Origin of the sequence: Actinomadura sp. 3N508 (assembly GCF_044326375.1) — a bacterium.
GTDB lineage: Bacteria > Actinomycetota > Actinomycetes > Streptosporangiales > Streptosporangiaceae > Spirillospora.
Genome location: NZ_JBIRAX010000007.1, coordinates 261365 through 275935, shown reverse-complemented (window position 1 = coordinate 275935; position 14571 = coordinate 261365). Strand labels below are relative to the sequence as shown.

At 71.7% G+C, this 14571-nt stretch carries 19 protein-coding genes; 7 read left to right on the top strand and 12 right to left on the bottom strand.

What is annotated here, in order from left to right; translation table 11 throughout:
* Positions 1-103: 103 nt before the first annotated feature.
* The 4 genes from ACH34S_RS25655 (at position 104) to ACH34S_RS25640 (ending at position 2698) form a co-directional block, all read left to right on the top strand.
* Positions 104-631 carry a hypothetical protein gene (locus ACH34S_RS25655; RefSeq protein WP_395955336.1) on the top strand — a complete coding sequence of 176 codons (528 nt, stop codon included), beginning with the start codon at positions 104-106 and terminating at the stop codon, positions 629-631.
* Between the two features lie 99 nt (positions 632-730).
* On the top strand, positions 731-1795 hold the full coding sequence (locus ACH34S_RS25650; protein WP_395955335.1) for an iron-containing redox enzyme family protein: 1065 nt from the start codon (positions 731-733) through the stop codon (positions 1793-1795).
* Positions 1795-2481: a HemK2/MTQ2 family protein methyltransferase gene (locus tag ACH34S_RS25645; protein ID WP_395955503.1), complete on the top strand. Its 687-nt coding sequence runs from the start codon at positions 1795-1797 to the stop codon at positions 2479-2481. Before ACH34S_RS25650 ends, ACH34S_RS25645 begins: the two co-directional genes overlap by 1 nt.
* The gene (locus ACH34S_RS25640) at positions 2456-2698 is read left to right on the top strand and encodes a CDGSH iron-sulfur domain-containing protein (RefSeq protein ID WP_395955334.1); all 243 of its coding nucleotides are present in this window, start codon (positions 2456-2458) and stop codon (positions 2696-2698) included. Before ACH34S_RS25645 ends, ACH34S_RS25640 begins: the two co-directional genes overlap by 26 nt.
* A 19-nt stretch (positions 2699-2717) precedes the next feature.
* On the opposite strand, the gene ACH34S_RS25635 is transcribed toward ACH34S_RS25640, so the two are convergent.
* The 4 genes from ACH34S_RS25635 to ACH34S_RS25620 all read right to left on the bottom strand — a co-directional run bounded on the left by ACH34S_RS25635 (position 2718) and on the right by ACH34S_RS25620 (position 6599).
* Positions 2718-3527, bottom strand: a complete 810-nt coding sequence (locus tag ACH34S_RS25635) for an alpha/beta fold hydrolase (protein WP_395955333.1) — start codon at positions 3525-3527, stop codon at positions 2718-2720.
* A gap of 9 nt (positions 3528-3536) precedes the next feature.
* Positions 3537-4700 (bottom strand): FAD-dependent oxidoreductase, encoded by a 1164-nt coding sequence (locus tag ACH34S_RS25630; protein WP_395955331.1) that lies wholly within the window; start codon positions 4698-4700, stop codon positions 3537-3539.
* A gap of 41 nt (positions 4701-4741) precedes the next feature.
* Positions 4742-6193 carry an amidohydrolase family protein gene (locus ACH34S_RS25625; protein ID WP_395955330.1) on the bottom strand — a complete coding sequence of 484 codons (1452 nt, stop codon included), beginning with the start codon at positions 6191-6193 and terminating at the stop codon, positions 4742-4744.
* 133 nt (positions 6194-6326) lie between these two features.
* On the bottom strand, positions 6327-6599 hold the full coding sequence (locus ACH34S_RS25620; protein WP_395955502.1) for a cysteine hydrolase family protein: 273 nt from the start codon (positions 6597-6599) through the stop codon (positions 6327-6329).
* Between ACH34S_RS25620 and ACH34S_RS25615 the strand changes: the two genes are divergently transcribed.
* Entirely contained in the window at positions 6599-6790 is a 192-nt protein-coding gene (locus ACH34S_RS25615; RefSeq protein ID WP_395955329.1) for a hypothetical protein, read from the top strand. The two genes, ACH34S_RS25620 and ACH34S_RS25615, sit on opposite strands and share 1 nt — an antisense overlap.
* A gap of 39 nt (positions 6791-6829) precedes the next feature.
* On the opposite strand, the gene ACH34S_RS25610 is transcribed toward ACH34S_RS25615, so the two are convergent.
* From ACH34S_RS25610 to ACH34S_RS25595, 4 genes are read right to left on the bottom strand one after another with little or no spacing between them, the layout of a single operon-like run.
* Positions 6830-7078: a hypothetical protein gene (locus ACH34S_RS25610; protein WP_395955328.1), complete on the bottom strand. Its 249-nt coding sequence runs from the start codon at positions 7076-7078 to the stop codon at positions 6830-6832.
* A gap of 12 nt (positions 7079-7090) precedes the next feature.
* A complete protein-coding gene (locus ACH34S_RS25605; protein WP_395955327.1) occupies positions 7091-7312 on the bottom strand; it encodes a hypothetical protein in 222 nt (73 codons plus the stop codon).
* A gap of 39 nt (positions 7313-7351) precedes the next feature.
* A complete protein-coding gene (locus tag ACH34S_RS25600) occupies positions 7352-7561 on the bottom strand; it encodes a hypothetical protein (RefSeq protein WP_395955326.1) in 210 nt (69 codons plus the stop codon).
* Positions 7558-7851: a hypothetical protein gene (locus ACH34S_RS25595; RefSeq protein WP_395955325.1), complete on the bottom strand. Its 294-nt coding sequence runs from the start codon at positions 7849-7851 to the stop codon at positions 7558-7560. The genes ACH34S_RS25600 and ACH34S_RS25595 overlap by 4 nt, the downstream gene beginning before the upstream one ends.
* Between ACH34S_RS25595 and ACH34S_RS25590 the strand changes: the two genes are divergently transcribed.
* Entirely contained in the window at positions 7843-8040 is a 198-nt protein-coding gene (locus tag ACH34S_RS25590; RefSeq protein ID WP_395955324.1) for a hypothetical protein, read from the top strand. The genes ACH34S_RS25595 and ACH34S_RS25590 overlap by 9 nt on opposite strands.
* Before the next feature lie 25 nt (positions 8041-8065).
* Here ACH34S_RS25590 and ACH34S_RS25585 read toward each other — a convergent pair whose 3' ends face one another.
* Genes ACH34S_RS25585 through ACH34S_RS25575 form a run of 3 tightly spaced genes read right to left on the bottom strand, consistent with a single transcriptional unit; the run spans position 8066 to position 9970 of the window.
* Positions 8066-8986, bottom strand: coding sequence for a LysR family transcriptional regulator (locus tag ACH34S_RS25585; RefSeq protein ID WP_395955323.1), 921 nt, complete (start codon positions 8984-8986; stop codon positions 8066-8068).
* Between the two features lie 11 nt (positions 8987-8997).
* Complete coding sequence (locus ACH34S_RS25580) at positions 8998-9663, bottom strand: FAD-dependent oxidoreductase (protein ID WP_395955322.1); 666 nt, start codon at positions 9661-9663, stop codon at positions 8998-9000.
* Between the two features lie 40 nt (positions 9664-9703).
* Positions 9704-9970, bottom strand: coding sequence for a cytochrome P450 (locus tag ACH34S_RS25575; RefSeq protein ID WP_395955501.1), 267 nt, complete (start codon positions 9968-9970; stop codon positions 9704-9706).
* 937 nt (positions 9971-10907) lie between these two features.
* On the opposite strand from ACH34S_RS25575, the gene ACH34S_RS25570 reads away from it, so the two are divergent.
* Positions 10908-12884, top strand: a complete 1977-nt coding sequence (locus ACH34S_RS25570) for a BTAD domain-containing putative transcriptional regulator (RefSeq protein WP_395955321.1) — start codon at positions 10908-10910, stop codon at positions 12882-12884.
* 78 nt (positions 12885-12962) lie between these two features.
* Here ACH34S_RS25570 and ACH34S_RS25565 read toward each other — a convergent pair whose 3' ends face one another.
* Positions 12963-14564 carry an aspartate aminotransferase family protein gene (locus ACH34S_RS25565; RefSeq protein ID WP_395955320.1) on the bottom strand — a complete coding sequence of 534 codons (1602 nt, stop codon included), beginning with the start codon at positions 14562-14564 and terminating at the stop codon, positions 12963-12965.
* Between the last annotated feature and the right edge of the window lie 7 nt (positions 14565-14571).

Below are 14571 nucleotides of genomic sequence, written 5' to 3'. Positions count from 1 at the left end.
CGGCGGACCTCCGGGCCGGGCCGCCCCGGCCGGCGATCCCGGCCGCCCTCGCGCGGACCGCGCGGCCGCCGTTTAGACCGGTGGGACCGGGTATCGGCCGCGCATGGGGGAATCCCGTTCCCGGAAGCTTCTGGGCATCTACCTGAACGACCATCTCGCGGCGGCGGCCGGTGGTGTGGGCCTGGCCCGCAGGGTCGCGCAAGGCCATCGCGGCTCGGCCAACGCGGAGCAGATCGAGCGGCTCGCCGACGACATCGCCGCCGACCGGGGCGCCCTGCTGGCGATCCTGAAGTCGCTCGGGCTGCCGGCCCGCCGCTACAAGAGCCTGGCGGTGTGGACGGCCGAGAAGGCAGGGCGCCTCAAACTCAACGGCGGCCTTCTCCGCCGCTCACCACTGAGCGACGTCGTGGAGTTGGAGGCGCTGACCCTGGCGGTCGAAGGGAAGAGCGCCGGATGGCGGACGCTGCTCGCCATCGCCGACCGGGAACCGGGTCTCGACCCGGAGCGGTTGCGGACGCTTCAGGCACGCGCGAAAGCTCAGCTCACCCTCCTGGAACAGCTCCGCACAGCCGCCGTCAAGGACGCGTTCGGCGAGGAGAGAGCCGCGGAATCCGGCGGCTTGGAGCGCTGAGCCGGGCGGGCCCGAGCCGCCATGGGGGAGGAATCGGGCGAATGGGGCGCGGGTGAGCGGGTACCGGATTTCGGACGCCCCCGAAATCACGGAGGAGACATGACCGTTGGACACGCTCTGGCCGAGCGGTCCGCGAAGCCCGCGCGGGAGACGACGCCCACGCTGCCCACCGCGCGCGGGCCGGTGTCGCGGGCAGTGGTGGAGGCGCTGGCGGCGGGCCCACCGGCGGAGACACCGCTGTTCGCCGACGCGATGCGCGCCATCCCGTCCGCCGACCCCTACGGGGAGGATCTGCAACTGGCCCTGCACACGTGTTTCGAGCTGCACTACCGAGGTTTCGCCGGAGTAGACCCCGACTGGGAATGGGACCCGGGCCTGTTGCGGCTGCGCGGCGCGATGGAAGCGGTCTTCCTGGACGCCCTGCGCCGCGACACCGCGCCGGGCGAAGACGTGGACGGAGCGCTGGAGGAACTGCTGGTCGAACCGGTCGACGGCCGCGGCGTCACCCACCACCTCCGGGACCACGGGGAACGGTGGCAGTTGCTGGAGCACGCGGCGCACCGCTCGGTGTACCACCTGAAGGAGGCCGACCCGCACGCGTTCGTCGTCCCGCGGCTGCACGGCCGTGCCAAGACCGCGCTGGTGGCGGTGGAGAACGACGAATTCGGCGGCGGACGCCCGGAGATGATCCATCAGGGCCTTTACGCCGACCTCCTCGACGACCTGGGCCTGGACTCGTCCTACGGCGCCTACGTGGACGCCGCGCCGGCGGTGACGCTGGCGACGGTCACGATGATGTCGCTGTTCGGCCTCCGCCGATCGCTGCGGGGCGCGCTCGTCGGGCATTTCGCGGCCGCGGAGATCACCACGGCGCCGTCCGCCCGGCGGATGGCGCGGGCCATGGAACGCCTGGACGGCGGCCCGCGGGCCCGCCTGTTCTACACCGAGCACATCGAGGCGGACGCCGTCCACGAGCAGGTGCTCCGCCACGACGTGGTCGGCGGGCTCCTCGCCGGCGAGCCGGGGCTGGCATCCGACGTGGTGTTCGGGCTGCGTGCCACGACCCTGCTGGAGGACCGGTTCGGCCGCCACCTCATGGACTGCTGGCGTTCGGGCCGCACGTCGCTGCGCCGCCGGCTCGACGCGGGGACGGTGGGCCGGTGATGCTCCTGTGCCCGCCCGGGGTGTACCGGCCCCAGACCGACACGCGCCTGCTGGCGGGGGCGTTGCGCCAGGTGGGCGTCCCAGCGGGTGCGCGGGTGCTGGAACTCGGCACCGGGTCCGGCGCGGTCGCGGTGACCGCGGCGCGCGCCGGCTGCGAGGTCGTCGCGGTGGACGTGTCCGCGCGGGCCGTGCTGACGGCGCGGCTCAACGCGCTGCTGCGCGGCGTCCCGATACGCGTGCTGCGCGGCGACCTGTTCGCGCCGGTGGCGGACGAGGTGTTCGACGTGATCGTCGCCAACCCCCCGTACGTTCCCGGCGACGCCGACCCGTCGGCGGCCCGGGGCCGGGCACGCGCCTGGGAGGCCGGCCCGACCGGCCGGGCCGTCCTGGACCGGATCTGCAGCGCGGCCCCGCGCCACCTGACCCCGTCGGGGACGCTTCTCGTGGTCCATTCGGCCCTGAGCGGAGTGGCGACCACGCTGGTCACGCTGCGCCGGGCCGGGATGCGGGCACAGGTGATCGCGCGGCACCGGGAGCCGTTCGGCCCGGTGATGCACGGCCGGGCCGAGACACTGACGGCGCGCGGTCTGCTGCGTCCAGGACAGGGGCACGAGGACCTGGTCGTGGTGCGCGCCGACCGGACGGAGGCGAGGCGGGACCATGGACGCGGACGCCGGGCGGCCTGACCCCGGCCCGGGAAGCCGGGAGCCGCGGCGGGTGCGGATCGTCCCGGGCGGTCCTGTGCTGGTCGAAGGCCCGGTCGAGATCGTCCTGGACGACGGCACGACGGTGACGTCGAACCGCTTCCAGGTAGCCCTCTGCACCTGCCGCCGCAGCCACGCCTACCCGTTCTGCGACACCAGCCACCGCCGCCGCACCCGCCCCCGGACTGGCGACGAATGAGCGGAGCGAGCGGTTCGTCCTAGGGGGCGTCGATGTAGGTGCGGATTTCGGCGGCGACCTTGCCGGGGGAGTCGAGGGTGGGGAAGTGGGTCGGGCCGTTCAACGTGCGGTACTCGAACCACGGGTGTTCGCTCTGGAAGTCGATGTGCGCCTGTTCGTAGGAGCGAGTGGCCGGCTGGGAGAACAGGTGCTTGACCGGGCGGTGCTCGCTCAGCCCGGCCATCCGCTGGAGGGGGGAGCCGAACTCGGCGTAGGCGCCGGCGATCACGCGGCAGGAGCGGGCCCACATCTCGAAGTCGAAGCCGGACATCTCCTCGTCGAGGTGGCGTTGGACGCGTTCGTGCTGATGGCCGTTGAGCCACACGTCGTACAGGCCCTGGCGGGCTTCGATCCAGCGGCCGGGATCCTGGATGGCGGCGAGCCCGGCGGCGAAGCCGGGCGACGGCGGCGTCATCAGCCAGTCGACGACGACCAGGCGGGGCACGCGAGCCGTGCCGGTCCGTTCGGCGATCTCCAGGTTGGCCCAGCCGCCGTGCGAGTGCGAGACGGGCAGGAACCGGTCCACGTGCAGTGCGTCGAGGACGGCGAGGGTGTCGGCGGCCTGTTCGGCGTAACCGAACTCGTCCACGGGTGAGCGGTCCTCGCCGTGGCCGCGCCAGTCCACGCACAGGACGCGCAGGTCTTCGGCGAGGTGGGGGACGAGCCGGTCGAACAGCCGGTGGTCGTGGCACCAGCCGCTCAGCAGGACGACGACCGGCGCGTCCGGCGGGCCCTGATCCTGGTAGGTGATCGGGTGGCCCGCGACGTGGACGGTCTTGAGGTCGGTCATGTCTTCCTTTCAGCGGGGCGCCCCGGCGAAGCGTCCCACGCCGGTCGGAATGGTCAGGGCCGCGCGCATGCGGGACGCGCCGAGGCGCGGCAGGAGACGGCTCCCCCTGAGCAGGGACGAGCGTGCGGCGTCGGGCAGGTTGTTCAGGTGGCCGAGGCGGTGGGACCAGCGCTGGGTGTGCTCGATGGTCGGGCGCTCGGTGTACTCCCAGTCGCGCAGCAGCTGGTCGACGGGCGCGGACGGGTCGCTGAGAGCGTCGGCCAGGCCGAGGGCGCTCATCATCGCGCAGCCGCCGCCCTGGCCGAGGTAGGGCGGCTGGGCGTGCGCCGCGTCGCCGAGGAACGCGAGCCTGCCCATCGACCAGCGGGTGAGCGTGAGGAACTGGAAGGTGTCCCAGCGTCCGCCGGCGTCGGCGCAGGCGCCGAGCAGCGCCTCCAGGTGGGGGAAGGACCGGATCCAGGACGCGGTGTCGACCGGGATCCGGCTGGCGGGGCGGTCGTCCTCGTCGGCGACGAGGGCGACGTAGAGGCTGGTCTCGCTGCCGGGGGTGTAGAGGACGCGGCGGCGCCCGCTGAAGTACTCGATGTAGTTGCCCTGGTCGGCCGCCGGCACGAACTCCGCGGAGCGGGGGACGGTCAGCCGGGTCGCGCCCTGCTTGATGGCGGCGCGGGAGGCCACGATGTCGTACTGGCGGCGGATGCGGGAGTTGACCCCGTCGGCGGCGAGGACGGCGTCGGCGCGGGCCGTCTCGCCGGACCGCAGCAGGACGCGGCCGTCCGGGGTCGCCTCGACGGCCTCGGAGCCGGTGCGGATCTCCACGCCGGCCTTGCGCGCCCCGCCGATGAGGGTGCCGATCAGGTGGTCCCGCATGATGGTGAGGACCCGCGGCTGCCCGGGCCCGTTGATCGGCAGCTCCTCGACGGTGCGGTTTCGGTGGTCGCGGGTTTCGAGCGCGGCGCCGACATGGGCGCCGGCCGCGGCCTCCTCGTACAGGCCGAGCGCCTCCAGGGTGGCGAGGCCGTTGCCCCAGACGTAGATACCGGCGCCGATCGCGCGGATCTCCGGCTCGCGCTCGTGCAGCCGGACCGACCAGCCGCGCTGGGCCAGCGCGGTGGCGGCGGTGAGCCCGGCGAGACCCGCTCCGATCACTTCCGCGGTCCTGGTCGGTGGCACGGTTCGCGTTCCTTCCGGTCGGCGGGTGAGGTGGACGGTGGTCAGGCCGGGAGGCCGTCGGCGTAGGCGTCGCTGAAGTTGCGGCTGGCCATGCGCTCGGCGGCGCCGAACCACCCGGCGATCTCGCCGGCGCCGCGCTCGGGCAGCTTCGCGTGGCCCTCGTTGATCCGGTCGAGCGCCGCGTTCGCCCGCGCGCGGACGGCCGCCAGGTCCTGTCCGACGAGCGTCCCGTTGCGCTTGCGGAAGGCGCCGTCCACCAGGACCGTGTCGACGTCGGCGGCCGTGGACTGCAGGACGACCGTGCCCGCCATGTGGCTCGGCCGCACCAGGTCCATCCGCGGCTTGACGACGATCACGTCGGCCTTCTTGCCGGGGGTCAGCGACCCGATGCGGTCCTGGAGCCCGAGGGTGTGCGCGCCGTTGACGGTCGCCCATTCGAGCGCGTCGCGGGTGGTGAGGTCGATCGTCCACGGCATGGTGCCGGTGGCGTGGACCTTCGCGTTGTCGAGCATGCGCTGCGTCTGGAGGCCGAGGCGCATCTGCGAGAACAGGTCGCCCGAGCCGACGCACACGATGTCGGTGGACACGCCGGGGCGCAGGCCGTGGTCCATCGCGGCGCGGAAGGGCGGGATCCCCATGCCCATCTGCATCTCGGTCTCGGGCGCGATGGTGACCCGCTGGTCGTGCCGGGCCATCAGCCGCCATTCCTGCTCGTCCAGCGCCGGGCAGTGGATGTGCACGTGCCCGGGGATCAGCAGGCCGTGGTCGGCGAGCTCGCGCAGCCCCTTCAGCAGGATGGACGTCGTCGCCGCCGCGGTGTGCGAGGCGCGCAGCACGCCCAGCTCGCGGGCCAGCCGGATCTCCGCCGCGATCTCGCCGAACGGCAGGATGCCGAAGTCGGTGAGCAGCATCCCCATCGTGACCAGCGCGTCGTCGGCGGACAGCCGCTCGCGGCGCAGCCGGGCGGCGTCCTTGAGCCGGTCGCCGTGCGAGGCGAACGCGCGCGGGAACTCGTAGGCCTGCATCCCGTAGTTGTAGACGGCGCGGATCCCGGCGGCCTGCAGCGCGTCGACGTTGGCGTCGGCGTGCTCGGGCGTGTTGACGCAGTCGTTGCAGTCCATGATCGTCGTGACGCCGGCGTCCAGCGCCTCCAGCGCGCCGACCGTGGACGCCGCGCCGAGGTCGGCGGCCTCCAGGAAGGAGCCGGTGCCGTAGAAGGTGCCGGCGAGGAACTCCGGCAGCGACTCGTCGGCGGAGACGGCCCGCATCAGCGCCATCCAGGTGTGCCGGTGGCTGTCGATCATGCCGGGGAGCACGATCCCGCCGGACGCGTCGACGATCTCGGCGTCGACGGTCTGGAACTCCGCCGCGTCCCGCGCGACCGCCGTGATCCTGTCGTCCTCGATCAGGACCGCGCCGCCCGGCAGGTCGCCGAGGCCCGGATCCATCGTGATGACATGCCCGCCGGTGATCACCATACGTGAGACGCTCATGAGCTGACCTCCGGAAACGTGGTCCTTGGGTGTCCATATCTTGAGCACACCGGAGCGGGCGATGCCCAATGCCGGTTACGGAGGGTGCTATATCCGGACCGTCATAGCGCTAGGTCAGCCGACGTGACCGCGGTCACGAAACGCCCTGCTCGACGGCGGCCAGCAGGGCGCGGGCGGCGCGCTCGGAGATCACGTCGCAGTACTTGGCGCGCAGGTCGGTGAGCGCGGCCTCCGCCTGGACGGCGTCGCGGTCGGCGCAGGCGTCCGCGACGACGCGGGCCGCCAGGTCGCTCTGAATCAGGTCCACGGCGGTCGCACGCACGCAGCCGCTGGTGGACGCGCCGCACAACAGGACGGTGTCGACCCCGCCCGCCGGCCGCCGCGTTCTGCCGCGACGCGCAAGCAGTGTGGCCGTTCCTGCGCCCCGCCCTGGACGAACGAGTCCTCGCGGGCGCCGCCCGCTTGGACCTGCCCACCGACCCGGCCGCGCTGGCGCCCCTCGTCCCCGCCGACCGCCTGGCGAGGCTCGCCGACGCCCTGGTCCGCGTCGATCTCGACAAGGACCTCGCAGCCCGCGTCCTGGCCGACGCGCCCTGACCCAGCCGAGTTCGATGGCTCACCAGCGGAGCGGGCCGCTCAGAAGGGCGGCGGACCACTTCCGACCAGCGAGATGACGTCGGACCATGCTGCCGAGCCGCCGAGCTGGACCTGTCCTTCACGGCCGTCCGGAAGCCTCAGCGTACGGTCGTGGAGACCGGTGGCGTCGAAGTCGCCGATGGTCGCGGTCCCGGACCACTCCCGCTGCTTGGCGCGCAGATCGACGTAGACCTCGACCTCGTCTCCGTCACTGCTGATCAGGGTGGCCGGCCCCCGGTAGCGGCTCACGCTCGGGTCGTCTCAGGAAGGCAGGTGTGGAAGGTCGTCATGAAGACGCACCCTAGCCCCCGGTGCCGACGTTCTCGTCGCAGGTCGTGTCGTGAACGGCAGGACGAGGCGGGACGGGTGGGCCGCGTCGCGGTAGATCTTGTGGGTGACGGGGCGGCCCACCGGGAGGTGGAAGGCGTCCGGCAGCAGCGCGTTGTGCGCGTCGGCGAGCGGCTCGTTGTTCGACAGCTCCACGACCAGGCGGTGGCCGGGCCGGAACGTCGCCGCGAACGGCTAGAGCCGCAGAACGTACTCCTCGATCTTCCCGGGTTCGACGGGGACGGCGCGGGTGTGCGGGTGATACGGGTCGCCCTCGGTGGTGCGCTCGTCGAGTTCGCGATGCGACGCCTTGAGGTAGCCGGTCGAGTTCGACGCCGTAGGCGGCCCCTTCCGCGCGGCGGTACGGGTGCCCGAGGTACAGGTGCTCCGGGCGGATCTCGTCACACAGGTGTCGCGGTAGGCGGCCGGGTCCTCGTACCCGGGGAATCCGTTGCCGCGCCGTGGACCTGGACCGCGTCGCCGACGAACACGGTGACGTCCCCGCCGAGGGAGAGGGTCTCGCCGCCCTTGAGCAGCGTGGTCGGCTCCATCTCGCCGGAGATGACCGCCTCCGCCGCCGCCGTCTGCTTCGCCTCGCCCTCGGGGTCGCGCAGATACTTCTGCCGGACGTCCAGGTAGTCCTGCACGTGGGCGCGGCGCGAGCGCAGCAGCGGCGCGTCGGCCTCGTGGATCACGACCTCCGCGCGGCGGCCGGTGAGCTCCCACAGGGCGTGCGCGCCGCCGACGGATGGACCCTGACGTCGTGCGTCCCGGCGCTCGACCACGTCGCGCGCACCTGGACCCGGGGGAGCCGGGGCATCGACCGCGACGAGATGCTGGACGTCCTCACCGAGAACTGGTTCGGCACGATCGGCCGCCACTGACCCGCGCTCGTCCCGCCCTGGCTGGTCAGGGCCGCGCCGCGTCGAACAGCAGCTGGCGCAGCCACGCCATGAGGTGATGATCGCCGAGATGCGGGTTCCAGACCATGTCGATGCCCAGCCCGGGAAGAGCGAACGGGAACTCCTCGATCCGCAGGTCGAGCAGCGTCCGCATCTCGGCGGCGACCCGGTAGCGCAGCAGCGCGACGCCGCCCGCCCGGCCGACCAGGTACGGGACGAGCAGGAAGTCGGAGATCAGCCGGCCGACGCGGTAGCCGACCCCCTTCTCGTCGAGCACCGAGTACGGGAAGACGCGCCGCTCGGTGTCCACGACGACATGGGGCTGCGTGGTCAGCAGGTCGAGCGCGCTCGCCTCCGGCGGCGTGTCCGCCGAGGCCACCACCACGATGCGGTCGTCGTACAGGCGCTCGCGCGGGTGCACCGACGCGAACCCCTCGGAGATCAGGACGACGTCGACGCCGTGCTCGGTGAACGTGGACTCGGTCGGCACCGTGATCGTGCGCAGCCGGAGCGTCGCGTTCGGGGCCCGCTCCGCCACCAGCCGCCCGAGCCGCCCGCCCAGCACGAAGGCCGTGCTGGAGGTCATCGCGACCGTGATGACGCGGCGGTCGGTCGCGGGATCGAAGGTGGGGAAGTCGACCACGCCCGCCGCCTGCTGGAGCGTCGCCCGCAACGGCGGGATGAGCTCGATCGCGCGCGGGGTCAGCGTGACGGCGTTCCCCTCCCGGACGAGGAGGTCGTCGCGGAACAGACGTCTCATGCGCGCCAGCGCATGGCTCATCGCGGACTGGGTGAGCCCGACCCGCTCGGCCGCCCTGGTCACCGAGCGCTCCTCCAGCACCGCGAGGAGCGGCACCAGCAGGTTGAGGTTGACCGACGCCAGCCGGTCCAACCCTGAACTCGTCCCGCCCGTGGACTCGTCACCCATCGCGACGAACTCTACGTGGCGGCTCGGCCCACGCGGCGTAGCCGGGGGATCGGGCCCCGGTGGTTCAGCGCCACCGCCACACCGGAGCCGTCGTCGTGGGAGAAGCGCATCAGGGCCGGACCGCCGGGCCCTCCCTCCACGAACGCCGGCGCTCCGTCCACCGGGAGGCGGCCGACCGCCTTGAGGCCGAGGCCGAACTGCTCGGTCCAGAAATACGGCTCGAACCGGAGCGGGAGGTGCCTCGTCCCCGCGCACGAGAGCGGCCGCGGCCACCTTCGCCTGCTCGATCGCGCTGCTCCACAGCGGGCTGTGCCGCGGCCCGTACGGCGTCGGGAACGCCGCCACGTCCCCGGCCGCCGCGATGTCAGGACGCGGGAGCCCGCGACTCCCGTGTTGGGCACATCGCCGACCGCGGACACCACCACCTCGGCCTCGATCACACCACCGCCGTTCAGCACGACCCGAGCGCACCCCGCGTTCCGTTCGAGCCGTGCGGCACCGGTCTCCACGATGGCAAGCCCGCGCTCCAAAGCGGCCTTGACCAGGACGCCGGCCAGATACCGCCCGAGATGCGCGATCAGCGGGCGCCCCTCGGAGACGAGCGTGACCGCGCAGCCCGCCGCCAGGCAGGCCGACGCGATCTCCATGCCGAGCGGGCCGCCGCCGCCTCCTCGCACAGGTCGTGCCTCTCGCAGCGCGGACGGTCGAGGACGATCTTCATACGGGGACCACTTCCAGGACGGGGAGCTCGTCGATGCTCCGGGTGATGTTGCTCGGCACCCGCACCTCGGGTCCGACGACGAGCCGCTCGACGCGGCGCGCCAGAGCCTCGATGACCGCGTGGGCCTCAAGGCGCGCCAGCCCCTGACCGGCGCACCCGTGCGGGCCGTGGCCGAACGACAGGTGATCGATCGGGTTCCGCTCGACCAGGAACTCCGCCGGCTCCGCATAGTGGCGCGGAACCCGGTTCCCGGCCCCGAACAGGATGGCGACCTGCGCCCCCTTCCGGGACCACCACGCCGTCGATCTCCACGTCCCGGGTCGTCCGGAAGAACGGATAAGGGTCGATGAGCACCCGGTCGTCGAACAGGTCGAGGTCGGAGACGGGAGCGCCTGAGCCGGTCATCGGTCACCTCGTTGGGTCATTCGGTGACCAAGTGAAACCGGCGAACTGTCATCAGGTGAATGCATGTTCGGCATAGGGATTCATGAATCGCGTGCATGGGCTTAGCCATCGGTGGTCCGGGTGCCTTCGGGCGGGGTGAGGGGGCGCCGGGTGCGATGAGTGCAGGTCCGAGTGGCGAGCTGCGAAAATGGCACGGATGTCAGTTCCGCGTCGGCTACGGAAACGGCACCGGGCGGCCGTCGCCGAGGGGTCGCTTGGCCGGTGGCGTTTTTGCACGTCGTAGCGTCAGTTCGGATCAGAACCCCGGTTCGCGCATGGGCGTCGAGTGCGGCCTGGAAGGAGCGCTGGGGGCGTCGTGGGCGGACGGGTGCGGCCCGGCGGCGACCACTCTGAGATTCTCGACAGAGGCGCTGCGTGCATGTCAATGAAGTTGACATGCCAAGATAATAGATTGATATAGTCGGGCAAAAGGGGCCCACTGAATTTGATCAGTGACGAGACATTATCAGAGAGTAACGGTTTTCGGCTATCCAGCACGGGGGAATCATGCTCTTTCGCATGCTCGGTCCACTGGAAGTCCTGTCCGACGGTAAATCACTCTCAGTCCGAGGTGCTCGCCAAAGGGCGACTCTCGGCTACTTGCTTCTGCAGGCCAACCAGGTAGTTCCCACCAGCTTGCTGCTGGACGCGCTGTGGGGCTCCAAAGAGCCGCCCAGGACGGCGCGCAAGATACTACAGAACGCGATATGGGGGCTACGCGCTGCCCTGTCGTTCGATAATTGTACCACCGGGGGCGTGGAGTTGATCACCCAGCCGCCCGGGTACACCATGCGGGTCGACCCAGAAGAGATAGATCTTCACATTTTCCGGCGGCTGATGGCCGAAGGTCAGAGCCGGTTGGCGGCCGGCGCGCCGAAAGAGGCCGCTTCCACACTTCGTGAGGCGCTCGCGCTCTGGCGCGGTCCCGTACTCGCCGACGTGGTCGAGAGTGGAATCACCTGGCCGGAACTGGCCTCCCTGCAAAAGGCGCGACTCGACGCGAAAGAAGACTACTTTCAGGCCGAGTTGGAATGCGGCGAGCACCATCCCGTACTTCGCGAATTAGAGGTGTTCGTAGAGTCCGAGCCGCTGCGCGAACGTGCGGCGGCGCAGCTCATGGTCGCCCTCTACCGGTGCGGGCGCCAGGCCGACGCGCTGGGGGTCTACAACCGGGTCCGGTCCGCCCTCGTCGAGGAACTCGGTCTCGAACCCGGCCCGGAACTGCAGCAGCTCCAGCAGCGGATTCTCACCCACGACCGCAAGCTCGAAGCCCCCTCGGTGAATCCGCAGGTCGAGATCGTGACCCGCCCGGAGGCACCGGCCGGGGCGATCCCTCTTGAGGCGACGCCCGCCGCGGTCAGGCCGGCGATCGTGGAGCAGTGGAGCGTTTCGCCGCTCGCGCTGGCTTCCGCCGCGGCCCCGGCCACGGATCCCGTCGCGACCGCCGGCGAGGAACTCGCGGGGCTGCGGCGCGGACGCGGCGGGCTGGTGTCCAAGCGGCAGCACATCAGCGTGCTCCTGGTGAGCGCCGAGTCGGGCGCCGTCGCCCACGAGGCGCGGGACCGGGCGGCCGAGGAGATCTCCCCCCACGTGTGGGAGAAGATCGAGAGCTTCGGCGGGACCGTCGTCAGCGCGATCGGCTCCATCTCGCTGGGGTTGTTCAACAGGTCGCCCGATCGGGAGGTCAACGCGGAACTGACCGTCCACACGGCGACGGCGATCCGTTCGCTTCTCGGCGCCGCGGGCGCCTGGACGCCGGCCGCTCCGGCCGCGTCCGCCGAACCGGCCGTCCGGGTTGCGGTGGCGTCCGGCGAGGCCGTCCTGTGGTACGCACCCGACGACCTGTCCGTCCCGTCCCTGGTGACCGGCTCCCTCATGGACGAATGCCATGACCTGCTGTCCCGGATTCCGCCGGGTGACCTGCGGGTCTGTGCCACCACCCACCGGCTGACCAGGTCGCGCATCGCCTACCAGGTGGTCGGCGGGGCGGCCTCCGGCTGGCAGGTCCGGCAGGATCCGTGGGCCGCCGCCGAGATCCACGACGCGGCCCCCTCGCCCGCCACGAACTTCGACATCGAGCTGAACGTGCTGCGCGGCCTGCTGGAACGTACCCGGCAGCGTTCCACCCCGCACTTCGTCACGCTGCTCGGCGAGCACGACATCACCAACCACTGGATCCTGGAGCGGCTCCGGCAGTTCATCATCGAGCAGTCGCCGGGGTCGACGCGGGTGCTGTTCACCACCGTCGAACCGGCGACCAGGAACAACCCGCTGAGCTCGCTGGCGGGGATCCTCGCCTCCTACTGCGGGATACTCCCGCACGAGCCGAGCGAGGTGGCGCTCTACAAGCTCGCCGCGACGATCCGCGGGCTGGTCGATTCCGAGGATGTCGCGCTCCGGCTCCTGGCGCGGCTCAGCGTGTTCGTCGCCCCGGAGCAGTACCCGCTGCACGAGATCGACGTGGAGGAGATCTTCGACTCCTGGCGGAAGTTCCTGCGGACCGCCGCGCGCCGCCATCCGGTGGTGGTTGTCCTGCGTGACCTGCACCGCGCCGACGAGAGCCTGCTGCGTCTCATCGAGACGCTGCCCAGCGAGATGGGCTCGGTGCCGCTGCTCGTCATCGTCGGGGCCAGGCGGGAACTGCTCAAGCGGCGGCCCGAGTGGTCGGGCGGGAAGGACCACGCGACCACCATCTGCCTGATGGCGGGCGAGCTCTGCCAGATCTCCGCCTAGGGACGCGCCAGGCCGCCGAGCTCACCGGGCCAGCACTTCCCGGTGGCCTCGGCGGCCTGGTTCTTGTGAAGGACGAGGCTAGGCGGCGCCCATGAGGCGCGGCCCGTCCTCGTCACGCAGTACGGCGCAGACGTCCCTGAGCGCCGACTCCAGCCGGGTGATCTCCTCGTCGCTCAGCTGGAGCGACGGTTCGAGCCGGAGGGTGTTGGCCGCGCTGCCGGTCGGGAACGTGCGGATGCGGTGCTCCCGCAGGACGTGGCCGGCGACGGCGTAGCCGAGGAAGCCGTTGCGGACCAGGTCCTGGATGATCGGCGACGTCGAGTCCGGCCGGTCGTGGAACTCCACGCCCAGCATGAGGCCCATGCCGCGGACGTCCTTGACCACGTCGGGGAACGCCTCGCGGACCGTGCCGAGCATCGCCGACAGCCTGCGTCCCCGCTCCTCGATGACGCGGTAGGCGGCGCCGCCGCCGGCCTCCAGCAGCTCCAGCACCTTGAGCGCGACGAGGCTGGAGAACGCGTCCTTGGCGAAGGTCGAGCTGTGCACGAGCTCGAACTCCTTGCGGTAGCGGGACGCGCGCACCAGGGCGACCGAGGTCTTGGCGATGCCTCCGCCGAGGCTCTTGGCGAGCGTGTAGTAGTCGCCGCGCAGCCCGACGCGGGTGCTCGCGAGGAAGGCGCCCGTCCGGCCCATCCCGCTCTGGATCTCGTCGACGATGAGCGGGCAGCCGATGGAGTCACAGACGCGCCGCGCCTCCTTGCCGAACTCCGGCGGCACCACGTTGATCCCGCCCTCGCCCTGGATCGGCTCGAGGACGAAGGCGCAGAAGATCGGGAAGTCGCGTTCGACGACCGTGACGAGACCGTTCGCGATCGTCAGGTCGAACAGGACGCCCCGTTCGGCGTCGACGGCCTCCTGGATCGCCTCCGGCCGGTCGAGCGGCAGGAACCGGGCCTGCGCGGCGAGCGCCTCGAACGGCACGCGGAACGCCTCGTTGTGGGTGAGCTGGACACTGCCGACGAGCTTCCCGTGGAAGGCCTTCTCGGCCACCAGGAACAGGGGTGCCCTGGCCAGCTGCCTGGAGTTCCAGTCGTCGAGCTGCGCCACGAGCCGCTCCAGCCGCTCCCGCCGGTCGGTGACGCCGTCCGGCCGGGCGATCGGGGCCGCGAGGTCGAAGGCGTCGTCCGGGACGATCGCGTCGCCGGCGCCCACGGCGGCGCGGACCTGCCCGGCATGGTCGGCGATCTCCCCGGCGAGCGCCGCGAGGGTGAGATGACGATCGAACTCGGCGTGCTTGATCGCCGCCTCGATCGCCTCGGCCCCGGTGCTGGCGAAGATGGCGAAGTAGGGTTCGTCGTCGCCGAGCTCGCGCCGCAGGACGGCGTTCAGCGCCGCGGCCAGCCGGCCGGCGTGGGGGCTGTCGGAGAACTGCGCGTGCACGGGAATCCGCGCCGCGAGCAGGTCCCGGGCGTACGCCACGATCTCGGGGTGGTTGTGTCCGAGGATCAGTGATCCGAAGCCGCCCACCAGGTCCAGTACGGGCACCTCCCTTCCGTCCCCGTCGAGGCGGTGGAGCGTGGTCCCTTCGGCCCGGACGTACTCGACGTTGAGCCCCACCGAGGCCAGGACGTGCGCGAGGTGCGGTTCGGCGAGCCCGCTCTCGGCCGCTGCCGTCTCCATGTCGTCC